A 20,874-nucleotide genomic window follows, 5' to 3' on the forward strand; every position below is an offset into this window, starting at 1 on the left:
GGATGAAGTATCTTCAATTGCCGCCCTGTCCGTGATGGTCTAAGCCTGGATGAGTTCAAACTGTCTTATCGACATGTTCACAGGAGAACACAATGAGTAAAATTGGCATTAACGGATTCGGACGCATTGGACGCCTTGTTTTGCGCCGCCTTCTTGAAACTCAGGACAGTAATACTGTCGTCGCCATCAACGACCTCACCTCCCCGAAAGTGCTGGCTTACCTGCTCAGACATGATTCCAACTACGGTGGCTTCCCGTGGAGCGTAGATTTCACTGAAGATGCGCTGATCGTCGACGGTAAAACCATTGCGGTATACGCGGAGAAAGAGGCAAAGCATATTCCATGGAAAACGGCGGGGGTGGATATTGTCGTGGAGTGCACCGGCTTCTACACCTCTGAAGAGAAATCCCGGGCACATCTGGACGCAGGTGCGAAAAAAGTGCTGATTTCGGCACCTGCAGGTGACATGAAAACCATCGTCTATAGCGTGAATGACGACACGATTAACGCCAGTGACACCATTATTTCCGTCGCGTCCTGCACCACCAACTGCCTGGCCCCGCTGGCAAAAGCCCTGCACGATGCGTTTGAAATAAAAGTGGGCACCATGACCACCATCCATGCCTACACCGGCACCCAGGCGCTGGTCGATGGACCGCGCGGGAAAGATCTACGCGCCTCGCGGGCAGCAGCTGAGAACATTATTCCGCACACGACCGGTGCTGCAAAAGCCATCGGCCTGGTGATCCCTGCGCTCAGCGGCAAGCTGAAAGGCCACGCGCAGCGCGTGCCGGTAAAAACCGGCTCCGTCACCGAGCTGGTCGCCATTCTGGGCAAGAAAGTTACCGTTGAGGAGATCAACGCTGCGCTGAAAAAGGCGACCCAGGGGAATAAATCGTTCGGGTATACCGATGATGAAATTGTGTCGTCAGACGTGATTGGTTCGCACTACGGTTCGGTATTCGACGCCACACAGACGGAGGTGTCGGAAGCGGGAGACCTGCAACTGGTGAAGGCCGTCGCGTGGTATGACAACGAGTATGGTTTCGTGACGCAGCTGGTGCGTACGCTGGATAAATTCGCCGCGCTGTGAAATTCCCCCTCACCCTGACCCTCTCCCCAAAGGGGCGAGGGGATTGCCCCGTGCTCAGATGATTTTACGCGCCACCTTCAGGACCGGATCCTGCTGAAGCTGTTTCCAGGCTTCGGTGACAGCCTCAGGGAATTCGACGTGCGCGATAAAATCCCGCCCGGCCGGGCCGTAGCCGTTCTCATCGTCATACAGACGCGGCAGTTCCCCCATCACCAGCGAAAGGTAACGCTCAACGGCCCACAGCCCTGCGTTACCCTCGCTAAATACCACGCCGTTTTTGCCGTTTTGCAGTATTGGCGTCATTCCCGGGTGGCTAATCCACTGCGGAGAAACGGGCTCATCGCGGCAAACGCGGGCGAATGTCGCCATCGTACGGCGCTGCATCGTCGGATCCTGAACCACCAGCATTCGTCCGCTTGTTCGCTGGTGCTGTTTCAGCATGTTCCAGCTAAATCGGGCGTTTTCTCCGCAGTTAGTGGAGCAATCTTCAACCCACAGGCGCGACTCGGGGATCTGCCAGAACTCCCGCGCAATGTCGGCAAGAATGCTTGCTTCCGCCCGCCCGGACACCGGCAGTGGGTGATAACGGGGGTGGTGACGGATCGCATCATACAAAAACGTTGTCGAGTGGCCGATACCGCCGCTAATCAGCAGCGGAACCTGCTTTTCTGCGGCAATTCGGCAGGCTGCTTCAATGGTCGTGATCACCGCGTTTCCTGCCAGAATCACCCCATCAACATCCGGGGTTTGAGACGTGCCGCGGAGATCGTCCTGCGCCAGCCATTCACCCACAGTATTGATGGCCGTAAGCGTAGCGTCCGGCAGGACGGGGAAATGGGGCTGAACCATGGTGAACTCCTCCTCAGTGTTACCTCAGGGTAGCGACTTCGACTTATCAACACAACGGCGGTGCTGTGCCGCTCTTTTTCCTTAAAAGCCCTCTCAACATTTGATTAACATGCGTAAATCATATTCACTTGAATTATCATTTGCGGCAGACGTAGAATCGCCAGTCGACACATTTTTCCATTATTTCTAAGGTAAACAACGATATGCGCCTGCCCGAACGCGATCCTTATGCTCCTCGCGAGTGGCAGCCACATGAGAAACCCGCTCTGCTGGGGTCGCCTTCCACACCTGAACACAGCACGCCCAAACGGATTGCCTACGGCGTCGTGGGCCTGCTGGTGTGCCTGACGGGGGCGCTGGGTAATGCGGTGGTGACCGCCAATCTGCAAAACCTGCAGGGCACCTTCGGCGCCTGGTCAACGGAAATCGCCTGGCTGCCCGCGGTCTATGTGATGACCAACATCTCCATCAACCTGCTGCTGGTCAAATTCCGCCAGCAGTACGGTCTGCGCGCCTTCACCGAAGGGTTTCTGGTGCTGTATGTGCTGGTCACCTTTTTCCATCTGTTTGTTAACGATCTCAGCTCAGCGCTGATGGTGCGCGCCGCGCACGGGATGGTGGCCGCCGCGCTCAGCTCGCTGGGGATTTACTACCAGATCCAGGCCTGGCCGGCGAAACATCGCCTGAAGGCGCTGACCATAGGCATTACCGGCTCGTCACTCGCCATTCCGCTGGCGCGGCTGTTTTCGACTGAACTGCTCCAGCTGGACGAGTGGCGCGGATTGTATTTCTTTGAACTGGGGCTGGCGCTGATCTCCCTGGCCTGCGTGATCGCGCTGAAGCTGCCGCCGGGCGACCGACGCAAGGTCTTTGAGAAGAAAGACTTTGTCACCTTCTTTCTGCTGGCGCCGGGCATGGCCTTGCTGTGCGCGGTGCTGTCGCTGGGACGTCTGGACTGGTGGTTTGAAGCGCCGTGGATCGGCTGGTCGCTGGCGTTATCGCTGGTGCTGATTGTGTCCGCCATCGTCTTTGAACATAACCGCATTAACCCGCTGCTGAATACCCGCTGGCTGTCGAGCGGCAGCATCGTCCGTCTGGGACTGATTATGCTGCTGATCCGCATCGTGCTGGCGGAGCAAAATACCGGGGTGATTGGCTGGTTACAGTATGTGGGATTACAGAATGAGCAGATGACCCATCTGGCGTGGTCCATTTTCGCCGGGATCGTCTGCGGGATCGTCACCAGCTGTCTCACCATCAAGCCCACAAAACTGGCGTGGCCGATTATCACATCCCTGGCACTGATGATCATTGCCTCGCTGCTGGACAGCCAGTCCAATAACCTGACCCGCCCGGACCAGCTGATGGTCAGCCAGTTCCTGCTGGGCTTTGGCAGCGCCTTCTTCCTCGCCCCGGCCATGCTGGCCGCCATTGGCGGAGTGATCGCCGACCCGCGTAATCTGGTCAGCTTCTCGGTCATGTTTGGCATGAGCCAGAACCTCGGCGGTCTGCTCGGGTCGGCGATCCTCGGTACTTTCCAGACCTGGCGTGAGAAGTACCATTCCAGCCTGCTGGCAGACCAGCTCACCACGCTCAACCCGCTGGTCAACGAGCGCATTCAGCTTTATACCCAGATGTATAAAAGCCTGATCGGTGACAGTTCGCTGTTGGGGACTCAGGCAATTACCCAACTACAAAGCGTCACCGCCCTTGAGGCAAATATTCTGGCTTACAACGATACTTATCTTCTGACGGCAAGCATCGCTGCCGCCACGCTGGTCTGGATTTTATGGCGCTTGCTGCGTCTGCGCATCACTGCCCGTATGGCACTGAAGAACGCCACCGGCAACAAGTAATTGAAAGAGTTCTGGAGAATTTATGAGTCAGCAGGATGCCGCCAAAGAGCAGGCCAACACCCGCAAAAATGTGCGCATTGTTTCCGTTTTCACCGCCGCTGCCATCGGTCTTGTCGGCGTGCTGGTGATCCTTTACGCCTGGCAGTTACCGCCCTTTACCCGGCACGTGCAGTTTACCGACAACGCCTACGTGCGGGGACAAACGACGTTTATCAGCCCGCAGGTGAATGGCTATATCACAGAGGTGAAGGTTCAGGACTTTGTGCAGGTCAAAAAAGGCGATCTGCTGCTGCAGATTGATGACCGCATCTACCGTCAGCGGGTGCATCAGGCCGAGGCGCAGCTGGCGATGAAAATTGCCGCCCTGAATAATAACCTGCAGCAGCGTAAAAGCGCCGAAGCGACGATTGCCAAAAATGAAGCCGCGCTGAAAAATGCCCGCGCCCAGAGCCTGAAAACCCAGGCGGATTTGAAGCGCGTGAAGGATCTGACGGCGGATGGGTCACTTTCCGTTCGCGAACGCGATGCCGCCCTGGCAAGCGCGGCTCAGGGCAGCGCCGATATCGACCAGGCGAAAGCAACGCTTGAGATGTCGCGTCAGGATCTGCAGACGGTGATTGTGAACCGCGGGGCGCTGGAGGCGGACGTTGAGAACGCCAAAGCGGCGCTGGAGCTGGCGCAGATCGATCTGCAAAACACCCGCATTGTGGCCCCGCGTGATGGCCAGCTGGGGCAGATTGCCGTGCGTCTCGGGGCGTATGTGACCGCCGGGACCCATCTCACCACCCTTGTGCCACCCCAGCACTGGGTTATTGCCAATATCAAAGAGACCCAGCTCGCGGAGCTGCGCGTCGGTCAGCCGGTAAAATTCACCGTCGATGCCCTGAACGACAAAGCGTATCAGGGCCGCGTGGAGAGCATCTCTCCCGCAACCGGCGTGGAATTCAGCGCGATCACGCCGGATAACGCCACCGGTAACTTTGTCAAAATTGCCCAGCGAATTCCGGTGCGCATTAAGGTACTCGGTAAGCCAGAGGAATCCGCCCTGCTGCGTCCGGGCATGTCGGTGCAGGTAACAATTGATACGCGGGAGGCGAAACCATGATCCTGCGTCCGATAGCCGGACTGGTCGTGGCGGTGATGCTGGCCGGATGCCAGTCCGTCGACGTCAAACCGGCGCAGCCCACGCTGCACATTCCTGCGCAATGGCGAGCCACCTCGGGGCCAGCCAGCCCGACGGAACAGCTCTGGTGGCGTAATTTTCATGACAACCACCTGAACCGCTATGTGGACCAGGCGCTTAAGAATAACAGTGACGTGTTGATCGCCCGCGAACGGATAAACGAGTATCAGGCGCGGGTCTTTGCGGCCGACGGCAGCCTGTTTCCCTCGCTTGACGCGGGCGTCACGGGGACGCGCGCCCGTTCGCAATCCGCTGCGACCGGGTTGCCCGTCTACGGTACGGTGTACAGAGGCAGCCTGACGGCGAGCTACGACGTTGATATCTGGGGCGTCAACCGCAGCACGGCGAATGCCGCTCAGGCGTCGCTGGAGGCGCAAAAAGCCGCCGCTGCCGCCGCGGATTTGACCGTCGCCTCGTCCGTGGCTTCCGGGTACGTCACCCTGCTCTCACTTGACGAACAGCTGCGCGTGACTGAAGCCACACTGAAGTCCCGCGAAGAGGCGTTTAACCTCGCGAAACGTCAGTTTGAAACCGGCTACAGTTCGCGCCTGGAGCTGATGCAGTCTGACTCCGAATTACGTTCAACGCGGGTGCAGGTGCCCGTGTTACAGCATCAGATTGCGCAGCAGGAAAATGCGCTTAGCCTGCTGCTGGGAAGCAATCCCGGCGCGGTAGCGCGCAGCGAAAGCTTTGCGGCGCTGACGCCGCTGAAGCTGCCGTCGCAGCTGCCTTCCACGCTTCTGAACCGTCGGCCGGATATCGTTCAGGCTGAACGCCAGCTGGTGGCGGCAGATGCCTCCCTTGCCGCGTCGCGCGCCAGCCTGCTGCCATCGATCAACCTGACCGCCACCGGATCGATTCAGGATCGCACCCTTTCTGGCCTGCTGGACAATCCGCTTCAGCTCTGGAGCGCCGGGGGCAGTATTCTTGCCCCGCTGCTGAACCGCCAGGCGCTGAATGCGCAGGTGGATATTTCCCAGTCTCAGCGTAACCAGGCGCTGTACGCCTATGAAAAAACCGTGCGTAACGCGTTTGCCGAAGTGAACAACAGCCTTGATGCCATTACGCGCTATCAGGAACAGCTGACGGAGCTACTCGCCCAGCAGGCTGTGGCGCAGGAGACGCTGCGCATTGCGCAGAATCGCTATCGCAACGGCTATTCTTCCTATCTGGACGTGCTGGACGCGCAGCGCACGCTGTTCTCGGTCCAGACCAGCGTCGTGCAGGTGAAAAATAACCTGCTGCTGGCGCAGATTGATTTATACAGGGCGCTGGGCGGCGGCTGGGGCAGTGCCTGAAATCCTGCCCGGTGGCGCTGCGCTTACCGGTCCTGGATTTCGCACCCGTAGGCCGGGTAAGGCGTAGCCGCCACCCGGCAATCCTTCCCAAGGAGTCAATCTATGCAACAACAGTGGTCTGCAGTAGATAATTTCATGATTTCTTCGCTGATCCCTGACGATGACGTACTCAGTCAGGTACTGGAAAACAACAAGCGCGCCGGGCTGCCCGAACACGACGTGGCGGCCAACCAGGGGCAGCTGCTGGCGCTGTTCGTGCGCATGACGCAGGCAAGACGCATTCTCGAGATCGGGACGCTGGGTGCCTATAGCTCAATCTGGATGGCGCGCGCCCTGCCGCCGGACGGAAAGCTGATTACGCTCGAGGCCGACCCGAGTCATGCCGACGTTGCGCGTCAGAATATTCACCTCGCGGGGCTGAACGATCGCATTGAACTGATTGAAGGCCCGGCGCTGAGCTCGCTCGAAAATTTTGGTGACGTTCCGCCGTTCGACCTGATCTTTATTGATGCCGATAAGCCGAACAATCCCGGCTATCTGGAGTGGGCGTTGCACTATTCCCGTCCCGGTACGGTAATTATCGGCGATAATGTGGTGCGCGAGGGTGAAGTCGTTAACGGGCAAAGCGACGACGCGCGCGTGCAGGGCGTGCGGCGTTTTATCGAGATGACTGGAGATAACCCGCGCTTAACCGCCACCGCGTTGCAAACGGTGGGGGTTAAGGGATGGGATGGGTTTACGCTGGCGATTGTGAACGGGTGAAAATTGTGCGGGCTGATGCCCTCACCCCGACCCTCTCCCACAGGGAAAGGGAGAAAATCGGGCAAGGCTTTTAGCCAGAGATCTGCTCCATCGCCTGCAGGATACGCTTATCCGAAATCGGATACGGCGTACCGAGCTGCTGGGCAAAGAAGCTGACGCGTAGCTCCTCGATCATCCAGCGGATCGCCTGCACGTCTTCATCGTCGCGGCGCGCCGGCGGCAGCTTGTTTAGCCACTGCTGCCACGCCTGCTGCACGCTTTCCACTTTCAACATCTGCGCGCGATCGCGGTGCGGGTCGATGGCCATTTTCTCCAGACGTTTTTCAATTGCCTGCAGATAGCGCAGCGTATCGCCGAGACGGTTGAAGCCGTTGCCGGTGACAAAGCCACGATACACCAGCCCCGCCATCTGCGCCTTCACGTCCGACAGCCCCAGCGCCATGGTCATATCCACGCGCCCCTTCAGGCGCTTGTTGATGTTGAACACGGCGGTGAGGATCTGCTCGACCTGTTTGGCAATCTCCACCACGGTGTCGTTGAGCTCCGCGCGGACCTTTTCATGAAGCTGAGCAAAGCCCTCTTCCGTCCAGACCGGACCGCCCGCCTCGTGGATCAGTTTGTCCACGCCGCAGGAGATGCAGTCGTCAATTAGATCCAGCACTTTGCCGTACGGGTTAAAGTACAGACCCAGCTTGGCCTTGTTCGGCAACTTCTCGTGCAGATATTTAATCGGCGACGGAATGTTCAGCAGCAGCAGGCGACGCAGCCCGCGCCACATCATCTGCTGCTGTTCCTGCGGGTTATCAAACAGCTTGATCGCCACGCTGTCGCGCTCGTCCACCAGCGCTGGCCAGGCTTTCACCTTATAGTTACCGCGTTTTTGCTCGTAGCTTTCCGGAAGCTGACCAAAACTCCAGATATGCAGCCCGCTCTGCTCGATACCGTCGTCCGCCACCGCAGAGAGCGTCTCCTGGACTTTCCCCTTCAGCGCCTCTTTTAGCTCGCTCAGGGAACGCCCTTCCAGCAGCTTTTTGTTTTTATCATCCACCACGCGGAAGCTGATTTTCAGGTGATCGGGTACCTGTTCCCAGTTCCAGTCTTCGCGGTCAATGGTGGTGCCTGTCATGCGGCGGAATTCTCGCTCCAGCGCGTCCAGCAGCGGCAGCTCCAGCGGCGTGACGCGGCCCAAAAACGCTTCCGCGTAGTTCGGCGCAGGCACAAAATTACGCCGCACCGGTTTCGGCAGCGATTTAATCAGCGCAATGACCAGCTCGCGGCGCAGGCCGGGGATCTGCCATTCAAATCCGCTCTCGTCGACCTGGTTTAACAGCGGCAGCGGAATGTGGACGGTCACGCCGTCCGCATCGGCCCCCGGTTCAAACTGATAGGTCAGACGCAGCTTGAGATTGCCCTGATGCCAGAAGTTCGGGTAGTCGAGCTTGCTGACCGACTCCGCCCCCTCTTTTATCAACATGCTCTTTTCAAAATTGAGCAGGTCCGGCGTCTCTTTACTGGCTTTCTTCCACCAGCTGTCAAAGTGGCGGGCGGAAATCACATCGTGACTGATGCGCTGATCGTAAAATTCGAACAGCGCCTCGTCGTCTACCAGGATGTCGCGACGGCGGGATTTATGCTCAAGCTCTTCCACCTCGGCGCGCAGCTTCAGGTTTTCGCGGAAGAACGCATGGCGCGTCTGCCAGTCGCCCTCCACCAGCGCGTGGCGGATAAACAGCTCGCGGCTGAGCGCCGGGTCAATCTGGCTGTAGTTGACCTTACGCGCGGCCACCACCGGCAGGCCATAAACGGTCACCTTCTCGGTTGCCATCACTGCCCCCTGCGCACGCTCCCAGTGTGGTTCACTGTATGAGCGTTTCAGCAGATGCTGCGCGACTGGCTCAACCCATTCCGGGTCGATTCGCGCGGCAATGCGTCCCCACAGGCGGCTGGTTTCCACCAGCTCGGCCACCATGGTCCACTTCGGCGGCTTCTTGAATAAGCCGGAACCGGGGAAGATGGAGAAACGGGCATTGCGCGCGCCGGTATACTCCTGCTTCTCTGCGTCCTTCATCCCAATGTGGGACAGCAGGCCGGTCAGCAGCGCGATATGAATTTCACGGTACTCCGCCGGCTCACTGTTCACCGGAATGCCCAGCTCTTTCACCACCTGGCGCAGCTGGGTGTAGATATCCTGCCACTCGCGCACGCGCAGGTAGTTGAGGAAGTCCACGCGGCACTGGCGGCGGAACTGGTTCGAGGAGAGCGCTTTCTGCTGCTCGCCGAGATAGTTCCACAGGTTCACGAAGGCGAGGAAATCGGACTCTTTGTCGTGGAAGCGACGGTGTTTTTCATCTGACGCCTGCTGTTTATCCATCGGACGCTCGCGCGGATCCTGAATGGAGAGCGCAGAGGTGATAATCATCGCCTCGCGCACGCAGCCGTGCTTCTGGGCTTCCAGCACCATGCGCGCCAGACGCGGGTCGACCGGCAACTGGCTGAGCTGACGACCCAACGGCGTCAGTTTATAGACCGTAGCCTGCTCGTCGGTGGTAATGGCCCCCAACTCTTCCAGCAGGCGGACACCGTCCTGAATGTTGCGTTTGTCCGGCGCCTCCACGAACGGGAACGCCGCGATGTCGCCCAGCCCCAGGGCGGTCATCTGCAGGATAACGGACGCCAGGTTGGTGCGCAGAATTTCCGGGTCGGTAAACTCCGGGCGCGACAGGAAATCGTCTTCGGAATAGAGACGAATACAGATCCCTTCCGACACACGACCGCAGCGGCCTTTACGCTGGTTGGCCGACGCCTGAGAAACCGGCTCTATTGGCAGGCGTTGCACCTTGGTGCGGTAGCTGTAGCGGCTGATACGCGCCGTGCCCGGGTCGATCACGTATTTGATCCCCGGTACGGTCAGCGAGGTTTCCGCCACGTTGGTCGCCAGCACAATGCGGCGTCCGCCGTGCGGCTGGAACACGCGGTTCTGCTCGCTGTTCGACAGGCGCGCGTACAGGGGCAGGATCTCCGTATGACGCAGATCGCGCTTGCTGAGCGCATCGGCGGTATCGCGAATTTCGCGCTCGCCGCTCATAAAGATCAGAATGTCGCCCGCACTTTCGTTGCCCAGTTCGTCGACAGCGTCGAAGATGGCCTGGAGCTGGTCGCGCTCGGTATCATCCGCCTCTTCGACAATCGGGCGATAACGCACTTCCACCGGGTACGTGCGTCCTGACACTTCAATTATCGGCGCATTGTTGAAATGCTTCGAGAAGCGCTCCGGGTCGATGGTCGCGGAGGTGATGATGATTTTCAGATCCGGACGACGCGGCAGCAGTTCTTTCAGGTAACCGAGCAGGAAGTCAATGTTCAGGCTGCGCTCGTGTGCTTCGTCGATGATGATGGTGTCGTACTGCATCAGCAGGCGATCCTGCTGGATTTCCGCCAGCAGGATACCGTCAGTCATCAGCTTGACCATGGTGTTATCGCTGACGTGGTCGCTGAATCGCACCTTGTAACCGATGCAGCCGCCCGGCTCGGTTTGCAGCTCTTCGGCAATACGGTTCGCCACGGTACGCGCCGCCAGACGACGCGGCTGGGTGTGGCCAATCAGACCTTTCACCCCGCGTCCCAGCTCCATGCAGATTTTCGGCAACTGGGTGGTTTTCCCCGAACCGGTTTCCCCTGCGACAATTACCACCTGGTGGTCGCGCACGGCTTCCAGGATGTCCTGTTTTTTCTGACTGACAGGCAGGTTTTCCGGGTAGGTAATTGCCGGACGTGCAGCTTCGCGCAGCACAACTTTCCCTGCTGCCTGTTCAATCTCTTTCGCCATCTCCTGATAAATGGCCTGTTGTGCATCAGGATTTTTAACCTTCTTCACACCGTGCAGACGACGCGCAAACCGCTGTTTATCGCGCAGCATCAGGGCATCAAGCCTTTGCAGGAGCATCGGGAAGGTGATTTTTTGGTGTTCTGTCATAGCGTTAATGGGCAGTGCTCTGCCGGGTAAAATCTCTTTTTAATGATTGCTATAGAGTACCACATTGACGCTTTCTGCGCCTTATTCAAAAAATTCGAACATAGACTTCGATATATTGCGCTATCTCTGTGGCAGGATTGTGAATAGAGTGTCAACAAGCAACGGGGCAACCCCCTTCAATCAAATGCAAAAACAGGAATCACCCATGAGCAAAGTATTAGTGTTGAAATCCAGTATTCTGGCAGGGTACTCTCAGTCTGGTCAGCTGTCTGATTATTTCGTTGAACAGTGGCGTGAACAGCATTCCGCTGACGAAATCACCGTGCGCGACCTGGCGGCAAACCCTATTCCTGTGCTGGACGGTGAACTGGTTGGCGCGCTGCGTCCGAGCGATGCTCCGCTGAGCCCGCGTCAGCAGGAAGCCCTGGCCCTGTCCGACGAACTGATTGCTGAGCTGCAGGCGCACGACGTTATCGTGATTAACGCCCCAATGTACAACTTCAACATCCCTACTCAGCTGAAGAACTACTTCGACCTGGTGGCGCGTGCTGGCGTAACCTTCCGTTACACTGAAAACGGCCCTGAAGGTCTGGTGAAAGGCAAGCGTGCGATCGTACTGACCAGCCGCGGCGGTATCCATAAAGACACCCCAACCGACCTGGTTGCGCCGTACCTGAGCCTGTTCCTGGGCTTCATCGGCATCACTGACGTGAACTTCGTGTTCGCGGAAGGCATCGCTTACGGTCCTGAAGTGGCAACGAAAGCGCAGACCGACGCGAAAGCCGCGATCGACAGCCTGGTTGCCGCCTAAGATTTCCCCCTCTCACCGCCCGGTGGGAGGGTTTTTCTTTTCTCCACATTTCGTTATCATCCGCTCCCACTCTCCAGCCGGGCGGCCTGATGTCTGCGATTATTGATTCTTTTATTGCCCCACCGTGTCATGACGACATCGAGATCCTCTGGCAGGATGAACATCTGCTGCTGATCAATAAGCCTTCCGGTCTGCTCAGCCTCTCGGGGAAAAATCCGCAAAACCTTGATTCTGTCCATTATCGTCTGGTTCAGACGTTCCCGGGCTGCACGCTGGTACATCGTCTCGATTTCGGCACGTCAGGGCTGATGGTGATTGCGCGTAATAAAGCGATCATTGCGGCGCTCTGCCAGCAGTTCAGCCAGCGCAGCGTGGAGAAAGTTTACAGCGCCCTGCTTTGCGGACATCTGGAAAACGATGAGGGCGTGATAGATGCCCCGATTGCCAAAGATCCGGCGCTGTTCCCGCTGATGTCAATCTGCGCCATTAACGGTAAACCCGCCCGCTCCCGCTATCGGGTGGTGGAACGTTTTTATCAGGGAACGGGAGTGCCGTTAACGCGGGTGACGCTTACCCCGGAAACCGGGCGAACCCATCAGCTGCGTATTCATTGCCAGCAGCTGGGGCACCCGATTCTGGGCTGCGATCTGTATGGCGGTCTTGACGCGCCAGGGGCGGAAATCACGCCCCGGCTGATGCTGCATGCCTGCGAGCTGAATTTTATTCATCCGGTGAGCGGCGAGCCGGTTACTGCCCGTCACACCGCCCCGTTCTGACGGCGGTTTACCACATCAAATCGTCAGGGATTTTGAAGTCCGCGTAGGGATCGTCTTCATCCTGCTCTTCCTGACTGAGCGCGCTGTTTAACACAATGCAGTCGGCATCACGCTGGGCAATTTTATCGGCCACGACTGCCGGGATAATCGCGTATTCACAGTCGCCGTTGGCGTTAATCACCAGACGGGCAATCGCCAGACGGCCGTTGATCAGCTGAGTCTGGGTTTGCTTGTCGACGTCGAGTTTTTTGATCAGATTACCGTCAGTGAAGTTAAAGGTGATATTGCCTTTCGCCACGGTGACGCGGTTCATCTCAATCAGCTGCTTCACCTGTGCTTTAAACTCTTTTGCCAGCACGGCCTGCTTCTGCTGTTCGCTGAGCTGCTTGTCACGCTCGATCTGCGCTTTTTTATTCTCTTCCACTGCTTCGCGCGCCTCACGAGCCTGAACGCGTGATTTCTTTGCCGTACGCTGCACTTTCGCCGCTTTCTTGCTGCTAACGAGGCCCGCTTTCAGCATCTGCTCTTGTAAGGTGAGTTTTGTCATGATCGTTTCTAAACCGGTTGGAAATTTTGGGGATTATAGCGGGAATTGAACAGAAATAAAAAAATGCCAATCCTCTACAGCGGGTTAACGGCGACGGCAAAGCACATATACGACGCTGAACCGTAGGCCGGGTAAGCGCAGCGCCACCCGGCAAGAAGGCAGCGACACGCGAGTATCACGCTTCATGAACTTCGCTCATGTTGCAGTGAAATTAAGTCACTTCCCCTGCGCCGCGGGGTCAGGCATAAATTATGCATCGGTAACTTCTTAGCAACATGAACTTAGGATGCATAACGACAATGAGCAAAGCTTTCACCTATACCCTTAAGCGCAGTTGCTTCGATGAGAATTACAACCCGTCAGAAAATACGCGTACCACCACCAACTTTGCCAACCTGGCGCGCGGAGAAAAGCGTCAGGAAAACCTGCGCAATACCCTGGTGATGATCAATAACCGCTTCAACGCACTGGCGCGCTGGGATAACCCCAACGCCGATCGCTACGCGGTTGAGCTTGAAATTATCTCCGTCGATCTGAACATTGGTGCGGATAAGCCGTTCCCGGCCATTGAGATATTGCAAACCACCATCGTCGACAAGAAAAACAACCTGCGTATCCCGGGAATTGTCGGCAATAACTTTTCGTCTTACGTGCGGGATTATGATTTCAGCGTTCTGCTGCTGGAACATAACAAGAACCAACAGCACTTCAGCGTTCCGGAAAAGTTTGGTGAATTGCACGGCAACATATTCCGCCATTTTGTGAGTTCGCCGGAATACAAAGAGAACTTCAGAAAAGGACCGGTGATCTGCCTCAGCGTTTCCAGCAAAGACACCTACCGCCGCACCGGCAACCAGCATCCTGTACTTGGCATTGAGTATCAGCCGGATGGCGAGTCATTAACGGAACTGTACTTTGCCAAAATGGGCCTGAAGGTGCGCTATTTCATGCCAGAAAACAGCGTGGCACCCTTTGCGTTCTTTTATACCGGTGATTTGCTGAACGATTACAGCAATCTTGAACTGATCGCCACCATCAGCACGATGGAAACGTTTCAGAAAATCTATCGCCCGGAAATTTATAACGCCAACTCGTCGGCGGGACTGTGCTTCCGACCGGATCTGAACCAGCAGGATCACTCATTCACCAAAATTGTTTATGACCGCGAAGAACGAAGCCGTCTGGCGATTGAACAGGGTCGATTCACCGAAGAATACTTTATTAAGCCTTATAAACACATTATTGAGCAGTGGTCTGATAACTACACGCTTTAATTCATCAAAATAGGTCTTTTATTATGAAAACATTGCTCCCGACGTCTACGGCTGGCAGCCTGCCTAAGCCGACCTGGCTTGCACAACCTGAAACGCTGTGGTCTCCGTGGAAATTAGAGGATCAGGAATTACTGGCAGGAAAACAGGATGCGCTGCGTTTGTCACTGGATGAGCAGATCCGTGCGGGAATCGACATTGTCAGCGACGGCGAACAGACCCGCCAGCACTTCGTCACCACCTTTATCGAACACCTGAGCGGCGTGGATTTTGAAAACCGCCAGACGGTACGCATTCGTAACCGTTATGACGCCAGCGTGCCGACCGTGGTTTCTGCTGTGGCACGTCAGAAATCGGTATTCGTCGACGATGCAAAGTACCTGCGCCAGCTCACGGATAAGCCGATCAAATGGGCCCTCCCCGGACCGATGACCATGATCGACACCCTTTACGACGCGCACTATAAAAGCCGCGAAAAGCTGGCCTGGGAATTCGCCAAAATCCTCAATCAGGAAGCGCGGGAGCTAGAGGCTGCAGGCGTGGATATTATCCAGTTCGACGAACCGGCATTTAACGTCTTTTTTGACGAGGTCAACGACTGGGGCATCGCCGCGCTGGAACGCGCCATTGAAGGGCTGAAGTGCGAAACTGCGGTCCATATCTGCTATGGCTACGGCATCAAAGCCAATACCGACTGGAAAAAAACGCTCGGCTCTGAGTGGCGCCAGTACGAAGAGGCTTTCCCTAAGCTGCAGACCTCGAACATCGACATTATCTCTCTGGAGTGCCACAACTCCCGCGTGCCGATGGATCTGCTGGCGCTGATCCGCGGTAAAAAAGTGATGGTTGGCGCGATTGATGTGGCAACGAACACCGTTGAAACGCCGGAGGAAGTCGCCGATACCCTGCGTAAAGCGCTGCAGTTTGTCGATGCCGACAAGCTTTACCCTTCGACCAACTGCGGTATGGCCCCCCTTTCCCGTCACGTCGCAAACGGTAAGCTGAGAGCCCTCAGCGCAGGCGCAGAGATTATCCGCAAAGAGCTCGGCGCGTAATCCTTTACGTTTGCCAGTACGGCGGCGTACCAAAGCGTTCGACGTAATAATCAATCACCGCCCTGACGTTCAGGGGCGGATGACGTGCATGTGGATAGATCGCCGCAATGTTCAGCGGCTCCGTGTTGATCGCACACGCCATTTCCGGCAGAAGTGCGACAAGCTCTCCCCGCTGGAGCCTGTCGCCAATCAGCCAGTCCGGAAACAGGACGATCCCCATCCCGCCCAGCGCGGCAGTGAGCAACGACTCCGCATTATTGGATGTCATCCGCGCCACCACCGGATAGTGTATCCAGTTCTCCCCCTCGCGACGCACCAGCCAGCGGTTAGGCCCGGACGAACCGCGATAGACCAGACATTGATGATCGCTCAGCGTGGCCGGATCGTCCGGCACACCGTGTTTGCGCAGATACGCGGGCGACGCGGCAAGGTGGTAACGCTGCTGACCAAAAATGCGGGCGTGGAACGTCGAGTCCGTCAACATGCCAATGCGAAAGATAAGATCGGCCGCATCCCGGTGCGGGTCGATAAAGTCATCGGTCAGCGTGAGCTCAATGTTTAACCGCGGATAACGCTCGGTCAGCTCCGCCAGGCCTGGCGCAACATGCCTCTGCCCAAAAAATACCGGCCCATTAATGCGAATTGTGCCGGATGGTTCCGACGAACGTTCATCCAGCTCACGCCGCGCCTCTTCGACGTTTTCGACCATCGCCCGGGCATAGCGGATAAACAGATGACCACTTTCTGTGGGGATCACCGCGCGCGTATTGCGGTAGAACAGCTGCTGACCGAGGGCATCCTCAAGCTGGTGAATAACGCGCGATATCTGTGAGGCTGATATCCCCTGCCGCCGCGCGACAACGGAGAAATTCTGCGCTTCATAGACCTCAATAAAGATCAGCAGCGCGCGGACGTTGATATTACTGGCATCGAACATTAATGCATTTCCTGCAAAGGTGTTTCCTGCATTATGGCATTTTTCTCACTGGACGACCGACGTAATCTTCTTCGCCTTAAAACGGAGGAAGCGTTATGCAGTTTGTGTTGATTTTACTGGTGATAGCCGGAGGGATGGGTCTCTCCATCGAGGCGGGATTACTGGGGCCACTGGGGGGCGAAGTGGGCGACTTATGGGCCACGTTCAGCATTTTTGGGGTCGGTGCCGCGCTGACGTTTTTACTGATGCTGTTTTTTAGCCCGCGTAACAGCCCCTCGTTTTTTGCCCAGCCCGGCTGGCAGTTGCTCGGCGGCGTGCTCGGCCCGGTGTACGTGGTCATCCTGACCGTTGCGACACCCGCCATCGGCATCGCAATGACCATGATTGGGATTTTGGCCGGTCAGGTCTTTAAAAGCCTGATCATTGACCACTACGGTCTGCTGGGCTCGCCGCACAGAAAGATAAATGCGAAGCGCATTATTGCACTGGGGTTCATCATTGCGGCACTGGTTCTGGTCGCACAGGGGTAACATATGACACTGATTATGATTCTTCTCGCCGTTTGCGGCGGCGCTACGCTGAGCATTCAGGCCGCGATTAACGGACAGCTCGGCAGCAGCGTGGGGGTATTCAAAAGCGCGTTTCTGACCTTTTCCGTCGGCGCACTGGTGACCGCCCTGCTCATATTTTTCTTTGAGCCTAAGCATGCGGTCACGCTGCTGGACGTACCCAAATGGCAGCTCCTCGGCGCGATGTTTGGCGTGCCCTATATCGTGATTATGGTGCTTGCCGTACAGCGCATCGGCACCGCCGTCGCCACGGTGGCGGTGATATTCGGCCAGCTCACCATGAGCATGTTGATAGATAACTTTGGCTGGTTGGGTAATCCCGCTATTCCCTTTTCGCCGAGCCGTCTGGGCGCGGTTATCTGCCTGGGGATTGCGCTGTATTTCATCTACTCGAGCAGCAAAATCTACAGCGCCCGCGACTAGACTCATGTCTTCCGGGTAAAGAACAGCGTCACCGTGGCGACGGTGACGCCAAATTTCTTCATCTCGGTTTTATTAAACAGATGGGTCTCATCCTGCAGGTACATCCAGTCGTCAAACTTCAATAGCCAGCTACTGCCATTGGCTTTGACCTTCATGCTGTAATGCCAGTTAAAGGCGTTACCTGCCGCCTGCCCCGTAGCGACCCCTTCGATATCCCCCGCCGTTCCCTCGTAGCGATCGTTCCCCAGCCTGCGGATGTGCCATACCCGCTGTTGCTTCTCGCCATCGTCATACACGAAGTGCTCATTGAGCGTCAGCGTATCGCCGATAACATCCCCGGCAATCTCCACGTGAAAGCGGCGGATCTGTTTACCGCTGCGATCCTGCACCATGCCCCACGCTTCGGTTTTCCCCTGGAAGTAGTCGAAGATATCAAGCCGTGGCTGCTGCTGGCGATACTCGGCCACCTCTGTGCTACAGCCTGCCAGCAGCATGGTCAATGCCAGCACCATCATCAGGAAACGTTTCATTTTTGTCCTCCAAGTAACTGCTGACGCAGTTCAGGATATTGCGTGCGGGGATCGAGCCAGATGGCCAGAAAGCGCGTGCTGAATGCTTCTGACTGGCGCGGGCCAAGTGGAATAAAGCTTTTCTGCGTTGCTGACGCGCGGTACCAGAACTGTCCCTGCTTATCATCGAGGACAAACGCCAGCTGTGAGCCCGGCCGGACATCCGGCCACAGCGAACGAAGCATCTGTAACCAGCCTTCGCTTTGCGGCTCCCGCTGCAAAATCCCCTGCGCCTGCCACTGATCGCGCGTGGCCTCCACCAGTTCATCACGTTCAATGTCGCGCGCGTAGGTGATAATCAATGCCTGATCCTGATCCGCCGCGCGGTAGCGACCGTCCGGCGTGCGCAGCTGGGAGGTATAAACCGTAAACGGGCCCCAGGTGAGCGTGGCGTCACCCACCTTACGCCAGGCCAGCCAGTCGGCGGCATGGGCCGCAGGGATCACCATCGTCAGCCCAAGGAGGAAAACCGCTGCTCTCATTTTTGTCTCCCCATCAGCAGGTGGAAAAACAACATTAATACCAGCCAGCCCGGCACCATCCAGCTAACGACGATAAAAGTCGGCTCCTGAAAGGTGATAGCACCCAGCCGCTCGCCAATCAGGTACGCCACCGGCCCTCCCACGGCGGCCAGCAGCGTCAGCAGCCAGCCGGGTAACGTGGTCGTGCGCGCTAGCTGTGTCCAGACGGTGGCGAACATCAGCCACAATGCCACCATCCATAGCGGCATCAGGGACTCGCCGGTGAAGGCAATCAGCCCCGTCAACGCCCAGAGCGCATCCAGTACGCTGCCCGCTGCAGCCAGACCGATGGCGTAAAGGCGGTATACCGGCGGCAAAAACAGGCAGGCGAGCACCGCCAGCGCAAGCCAGATAATCAGGCCCTGCTCACGAAAGATCACCACCAGCGCCCAGTAAAGATCGAACCCGACGGCCAGCAGAAAGACCTGAAGATAACGTCTCATACGCGTTCGGCGGTCAGTTGCACCACGCTGATGGTGCGGGCGTTAAACCCGGCTTCGCAGTAGCCAAAGTAGTACAGCCACATACGACGGAACCGTTCGTCGAAGCCGAGCTTTTCAATCTCCTGCCAGGCATGAACAAAGCGCTGCCGCCAGTGGGCCAGCGTGCGGGCATAGTCTGGCCCCATGTCAAAGAGGTTACGGACCACAAAATCGGTATGGCGCGTCATCAGCTCATTCATCGCTGTGATGCTCGGCAGGAAGCCGCCGGGGAAAATGTAGCGCTGGATAAAATCGACGCTTTTGCTGTAGTCGCGGTAGCGCTGGTCCTGAATGGTAATGGCCTGAATCGCCATCCGGCCACCCGGGCGCAGCCGCGCCTGACAGGTACGGAAGAACACGGGCAGATAGCGTTGCCCGACGGCTTCAATCATCTCTATCGAGACCAGCTTGTCGTACTGCCCGGTGAGGTCGCGATAATCACAAAGCAGAACCTCAACGCGGTCCTGCAACCCGGCGCGGGCGATCCGCTCGGTTGCCCAGATATACTGCTCCTGCGACAGCGTGGTGGTGGTTACCCGACAGCCGTAGTGACGTGCCGCGTATTCCGCCATCGCCCCCCAGCCGGTACCGATCTCCAGCAGGTGATCGGACTCACACAGCGCCAGCTGTTCGCACAGACGCGCCATTTTGGCCTGCTGCGCCGCCGTGAGATCCTGCTCATCCGCAGTAAACAGCGCGCTGGAGTAAAGCAGCTCCTTATCCAGAAAATGTGAATAAAAGGTATTGCCCAGGTCGTAATGCGCGGCAATATTTTCACGCGCCTGGGCCCGGGAATTGCGCCGCGTCCAGTGGCGCAGCCGCTCCAGCGGTCTACCGAGCAGCCGGAACCCTTTCTCCAGACGGCCAAGCACCTCGCCATTAAGGGCCAGGATTTCCAGAAGCGGCGTGAGTTGCGTGGTTTCCCATTCGCCATCCATCCAGGCTTCTGCGGCGGCAAGGCTCCCGCCTGTTAAGACGCGCCAGTAGACGCCGGGCGCGAGGATCTGAATGTCGGCGTGCAGCGCGGAGGATGTCTCGCCAAAATGGAATGTCTGTGCCCCTTCACGCAGCGTGAGCGAGCCGCCATGAATACCGCTTAACAGACGGAAAAGCAGCCAACGCGCAATGCGGACGTTGCGCGGGATATCGGGTTCTAGCGCAAAGACGGGATTGGTCATGAGCGTTCACTCCTGCTGACGGGATGGTTATGCAGCGGCACGCGCTTGAGCCACAGCCTCAGTGCCTGCCAGTAAATAGCGAAAACGGTTTTCAGGGTCATCAGTGGAATGCGCAGCAGTAACGCACGCAGTGCCGGACGCGTCAGAGGCTCCCGGCGTAGCGCCAGCGTGGCGTCAAACACCTTCGCGTCCTGATGATTTTCAATGTGCATATGCAACGTGTTATCCGGGTTGTTGAAGCGCCAGTGGTAGATCATGTCCATTGGGTTGAAGGGGGAAACGTGAAACGCTTTTTCCGTCGGCTGCGCGTCCTGACCGTTGACGGCATAGTAATGCCGCTCGTTCCACGGCGTGTTGCGGACCTCCGCCAGCACCCAGCCCAGCGCCCCCTTCTCGTCATAGCAGTAGTAGAAGTTGACCGGATTGAAATGAAACCCGAAATAGCGCAGCTGCGTCAGGAGCATGACTCGTCCGCCGGGACGTTCTCCGGTGAGCCCCTCCAGCGTGTTCAGGACGTTCTCTTTGAGCGGCGTACCCAGCGGATAGTCCCTGTCATAAAACGCGGCGGCGGCGAAGCGATTGCGCCGTACGCCGACGTCAGCCAGCAGCGGCAGTTCATCCAGATCCAGCCAGGCCATAAAGACGCTGTAGCGAAATTCGTGGGTTTTCGGCTGGAGGCGGCGGTGGCGTAATACGCCGTGATAGAGGCAGCTGTTCATC

At 57.4% G+C, this 20,874-nt stretch carries 20 protein-coding genes; 11 read left to right on the forward strand and 9 right to left on the reverse strand.

All coding sequences use genetic code 11. The annotated features are described in order from the left end of the window. Positions 1-92 precede the first annotated feature (92 nt). Entirely contained in the window at positions 93-1,094 is a 1,002-nt protein-coding gene (gene gap / locus ACOTXR_RS03150; RefSeq protein WP_023330368.1) for a type I glyceraldehyde-3-phosphate dehydrogenase, read from the forward strand. A gap of 54 nt (positions 1,095-1,148) precedes the next feature. On the opposite strand, the gene ACOTXR_RS03155 is transcribed toward gap, so the two are convergent. Further along, the gene (locus ACOTXR_RS03155) at positions 1,149-1,943 is read right to left on the reverse strand and encodes a YdcF family protein (protein WP_058690009.1); all 795 of its coding nucleotides are present in this window, start codon (positions 1,941-1,943) and stop codon (positions 1,149-1,151) included. Positions 1,944-2,146: 203 nt separating this feature from the next. Between ACOTXR_RS03155 and ACOTXR_RS03160 the strand changes: the two genes are divergently transcribed. The 4 genes from ACOTXR_RS03160 (at position 2,147) to ACOTXR_RS03175 (ending at position 7,042) form a co-directional block, all read left to right on the forward strand. After that, positions 2,147-3,799: an MFS transporter gene (locus ACOTXR_RS03160; RefSeq protein ID WP_047027374.1), complete on the forward strand. Its 1,653-nt coding sequence runs from the start codon at positions 2,147-2,149 to the stop codon at positions 3,797-3,799. Between the two features lie 22 nt (positions 3,800-3,821). Continuing rightward, positions 3,822-4,904 (forward strand): HlyD family secretion protein, encoded by a 1,083-nt coding sequence (locus tag ACOTXR_RS03165; RefSeq protein WP_058690008.1) that lies wholly within the window; start codon positions 3,822-3,824, stop codon positions 4,902-4,904. Further along, complete coding sequence (locus ACOTXR_RS03170) at positions 4,901-6,280, forward strand: efflux transporter outer membrane subunit (protein WP_058690007.1); 1,380 nt, start codon at positions 4,901-4,903, stop codon at positions 6,278-6,280. The genes ACOTXR_RS03165 and ACOTXR_RS03170 overlap by 4 nt, the downstream gene beginning before the upstream one ends. Before the next feature lie 102 nt (positions 6,281-6,382). Beyond that, positions 6,383-7,042 carry an O-methyltransferase gene (locus ACOTXR_RS03175; protein WP_058690006.1) on the forward strand — a complete coding sequence of 220 codons (660 nt, stop codon included), beginning with the start codon at positions 6,383-6,385 and terminating at the stop codon, positions 7,040-7,042. Between the two features lie 70 nt (positions 7,043-7,112). Here ACOTXR_RS03175 and hrpA read toward each other — a convergent pair whose 3' ends face one another. Next, positions 7,113-11,015 carry an ATP-dependent RNA helicase HrpA gene (gene hrpA / locus ACOTXR_RS03180; protein WP_023330363.1) on the reverse strand — a complete coding sequence of 1,301 codons (3,903 nt, stop codon included), beginning with the start codon at positions 11,013-11,015 and terminating at the stop codon, positions 7,113-7,115. A gap of 205 nt (positions 11,016-11,220) precedes the next feature. On the opposite strand from hrpA, the gene azoR reads away from it, so the two are divergent. Both azoR and ACOTXR_RS03190 read left to right on the forward strand, forming a co-directional pair. Then, positions 11,221-11,826, forward strand: coding sequence for an FMN-dependent NADH-azoreductase (gene azoR / locus ACOTXR_RS03185; RefSeq protein WP_008502313.1), 606 nt, complete (start codon positions 11,221-11,223; stop codon positions 11,824-11,826). Between the two features lie 89 nt (positions 11,827-11,915). Next, positions 11,916-12,602 (forward strand): RluA family pseudouridine synthase, encoded by a 687-nt coding sequence (locus ACOTXR_RS03190; protein ID WP_058690005.1) that lies wholly within the window; start codon positions 11,916-11,918, stop codon positions 12,600-12,602. A 7-nt stretch (positions 12,603-12,609) separates the two neighbouring features. Here the strand turns inward: ACOTXR_RS03190 and ACOTXR_RS03195 are convergent, their stop codons facing one another. Then, positions 12,610-13,149, reverse strand: a complete 540-nt coding sequence (locus tag ACOTXR_RS03195; protein WP_023338302.1) for a DUF2058 domain-containing protein — start codon at positions 13,147-13,149, stop codon at positions 12,610-12,612. Positions 13,150-13,448: 299 nt separating this feature from the next. Here ACOTXR_RS03195 and ACOTXR_RS03200 point away from each other — a divergent pair, with 299 nt between their 5' ends. Both ACOTXR_RS03200 and ACOTXR_RS03205 read left to right on the forward strand, forming a co-directional pair. Further along, the gene (locus tag ACOTXR_RS03200; protein ID WP_058690004.1) at positions 13,449-14,423 is read left to right on the forward strand and encodes a DUF1852 domain-containing protein; all 975 of its coding nucleotides are present in this window, start codon (positions 13,449-13,451) and stop codon (positions 14,421-14,423) included. Between the two features lie 23 nt (positions 14,424-14,446). Further along, positions 14,447-15,475, forward strand: a complete 1,029-nt coding sequence (locus ACOTXR_RS03205; RefSeq protein WP_058690003.1) for a methionine synthase — start codon at positions 14,447-14,449, stop codon at positions 15,473-15,475. A gap of 4 nt (positions 15,476-15,479) precedes the next feature. On the opposite strand, the gene ACOTXR_RS03210 is transcribed toward ACOTXR_RS03205, so the two are convergent. Continuing rightward, positions 15,480-16,412, reverse strand: coding sequence for a LysR family transcriptional regulator (locus tag ACOTXR_RS03210; protein WP_023330359.1), 933 nt, complete (start codon positions 16,410-16,412; stop codon positions 15,480-15,482). A 95-nt stretch (positions 16,413-16,507) separates the two neighbouring features. Here ACOTXR_RS03210 and ACOTXR_RS03215 point away from each other — a divergent pair, with 95 nt between their 5' ends. Together ACOTXR_RS03215 and ACOTXR_RS03220 are read left to right on the forward strand one after the other, a co-directional pair. Continuing rightward, positions 16,508-16,942 (forward strand): DMT family transporter, encoded by a 435-nt coding sequence (locus ACOTXR_RS03215; RefSeq protein WP_014883752.1) that lies wholly within the window; start codon positions 16,508-16,510, stop codon positions 16,940-16,942. Between the two features lie 3 nt (positions 16,943-16,945). Next, positions 16,946-17,404 (forward strand): DMT family transporter, encoded by a 459-nt coding sequence (locus ACOTXR_RS03220; protein ID WP_023330358.1) that lies wholly within the window; start codon positions 16,946-16,948, stop codon positions 17,402-17,404. A 2-nt stretch (positions 17,405-17,406) separates the two neighbouring features. Here the strand turns inward: ACOTXR_RS03220 and ACOTXR_RS03225 are convergent, their stop codons facing one another. Genes ACOTXR_RS03225 through ACOTXR_RS03245 form a run of 5 tightly spaced genes read right to left on the reverse strand, consistent with a single transcriptional unit; the run spans position 17,407 to position 20,873 of the window. After that, positions 17,407-17,934: a DUF3833 domain-containing protein gene (locus ACOTXR_RS03225; RefSeq protein WP_014883750.1), complete on the reverse strand. Its 528-nt coding sequence runs from the start codon at positions 17,932-17,934 to the stop codon at positions 17,407-17,409. Then, the gene (locus tag ACOTXR_RS03230; RefSeq protein ID WP_058690002.1) at positions 17,931-18,455 is read right to left on the reverse strand and encodes a hypothetical protein; all 525 of its coding nucleotides are present in this window, start codon (positions 18,453-18,455) and stop codon (positions 17,931-17,933) included. The genes ACOTXR_RS03225 and ACOTXR_RS03230 overlap by 4 nt, the downstream gene beginning before the upstream one ends. Continuing rightward, positions 18,452-18,937: a DUF2878 domain-containing protein gene (locus tag ACOTXR_RS03235; protein ID WP_014883748.1), complete on the reverse strand. Its 486-nt coding sequence runs from the start codon at positions 18,935-18,937 to the stop codon at positions 18,452-18,454. The genes ACOTXR_RS03230 and ACOTXR_RS03235 overlap by 4 nt, the downstream gene beginning before the upstream one ends. Further along, a complete protein-coding gene (locus ACOTXR_RS03240; protein WP_058690001.1) occupies positions 18,934-20,154 on the reverse strand; it encodes an SAM-dependent methyltransferase in 1,221 nt (406 codons plus the stop codon). The genes ACOTXR_RS03235 and ACOTXR_RS03240 overlap by 4 nt, the downstream gene beginning before the upstream one ends. Further along, positions 20,151-20,873, reverse strand: coding sequence for a DUF1365 domain-containing protein (locus ACOTXR_RS03245; protein WP_058690000.1), 723 nt, complete (start codon positions 20,871-20,873; stop codon positions 20,151-20,153). The genes ACOTXR_RS03240 and ACOTXR_RS03245 overlap by 4 nt, the downstream gene beginning before the upstream one ends. Between the last annotated feature and the right edge of the window lies 1 nt (position 20,874).

Source organism: Enterobacter cloacae complex sp. IR53030 (assembly GCF_049238365.1).
In the GTDB taxonomy this organism is placed as follows: domain Bacteria; phylum Pseudomonadota; class Gammaproteobacteria; order Enterobacterales; family Enterobacteriaceae; genus Enterobacter; species Enterobacter kobei.

Excerpts from the sequence above, each read along its gene's own strand:
- ACOTXR_RS03160 (WP_047027374.1), top strand. The coding sequence starts at position 2,147 with ATGCGCCTGCCCGAACGCGATCCTTATGCTCCTCGCGAGTGGCAGCCA.
- ACOTXR_RS03230 (WP_058690002.1), bottom strand. The coding sequence starts at position 18,455 with ATGAGAGCAGCGGTTTTCCTCCTTGGGCTGACGATGGTGATCCCTGCG.
- ACOTXR_RS03235 (WP_014883748.1), bottom strand. The coding sequence starts at position 18,937 with ATGAGACGTTATCTTCAGGTCTTTCTGCTGGCCGTCGGGTTCGATCTT.
- ACOTXR_RS03245 (WP_058690000.1), bottom strand. The coding sequence starts at position 20,873 with ATGAACAGCTGCCTCTATCACGGCGTATTACGCCACCGCCGCCTCCAG.
- ACOTXR_RS03240 (WP_058690001.1), bottom strand. The coding sequence starts at position 20,154 with ATGACCAATCCCGTCTTTGCGCTAGAACCCGATATCCCGCGCAACGTC.
- ACOTXR_RS03210 (WP_023330359.1), bottom strand. The coding sequence starts at position 16,412 with ATGTTCGATGCCAGTAATATCAACGTCCGCGCGCTGCTGATCTTTATT.
- ACOTXR_RS03215 (WP_014883752.1), top strand. The coding sequence starts at position 16,508 with ATGCAGTTTGTGTTGATTTTACTGGTGATAGCCGGAGGGATGGGTCTC.
- ACOTXR_RS03165 (WP_058690008.1), top strand. The coding sequence starts at position 3,822 with ATGAGTCAGCAGGATGCCGCCAAAGAGCAGGCCAACACCCGCAAAAAT.
- hrpA (WP_023330363.1), bottom strand. The coding sequence starts at position 11,015 with ATGACAGAACACCAAAAAATCACCTTCCCGATGCTCCTGCAAAGGCTT.
- ACOTXR_RS03175 (WP_058690006.1), top strand. The coding sequence starts at position 6,383 with ATGCAACAACAGTGGTCTGCAGTAGATAATTTCATGATTTCTTCGCTG.
- ACOTXR_RS03170 (WP_058690007.1), top strand. The coding sequence starts at position 4,901 with ATGATCCTGCGTCCGATAGCCGGACTGGTCGTGGCGGTGATGCTGGCC.
- ACOTXR_RS03220 (WP_023330358.1), top strand. The coding sequence starts at position 16,946 with ATGACACTGATTATGATTCTTCTCGCCGTTTGCGGCGGCGCTACGCTG.
- ACOTXR_RS03155 (WP_058690009.1), bottom strand. The coding sequence starts at position 1,943 with ATGGTTCAGCCCCATTTCCCCGTCCTGCCGGACGCTACGCTTACGGCC.
- ACOTXR_RS03200 (WP_058690004.1), top strand. The coding sequence starts at position 13,449 with ATGAGCAAAGCTTTCACCTATACCCTTAAGCGCAGTTGCTTCGATGAG.
- ACOTXR_RS03225 (WP_014883750.1), bottom strand. The coding sequence starts at position 17,934 with ATGAAACGTTTCCTGATGATGGTGCTGGCATTGACCATGCTGCTGGCA.
- ACOTXR_RS03195 (WP_023338302.1), bottom strand. The coding sequence starts at position 13,149 with ATGACAAAACTCACCTTACAAGAGCAGATGCTGAAAGCGGGCCTCGTT.
- ACOTXR_RS03205 (WP_058690003.1), top strand. The coding sequence starts at position 14,447 with ATGAAAACATTGCTCCCGACGTCTACGGCTGGCAGCCTGCCTAAGCCG.
- ACOTXR_RS03190 (WP_058690005.1), top strand. The coding sequence starts at position 11,916 with ATGTCTGCGATTATTGATTCTTTTATTGCCCCACCGTGTCATGACGAC.
- azoR (WP_008502313.1), top strand. The coding sequence starts at position 11,221 with ATGAGCAAAGTATTAGTGTTGAAATCCAGTATTCTGGCAGGGTACTCT.
- gap (WP_023330368.1), top strand. The coding sequence starts at position 93 with ATGAGTAAAATTGGCATTAACGGATTCGGACGCATTGGACGCCTTGTT.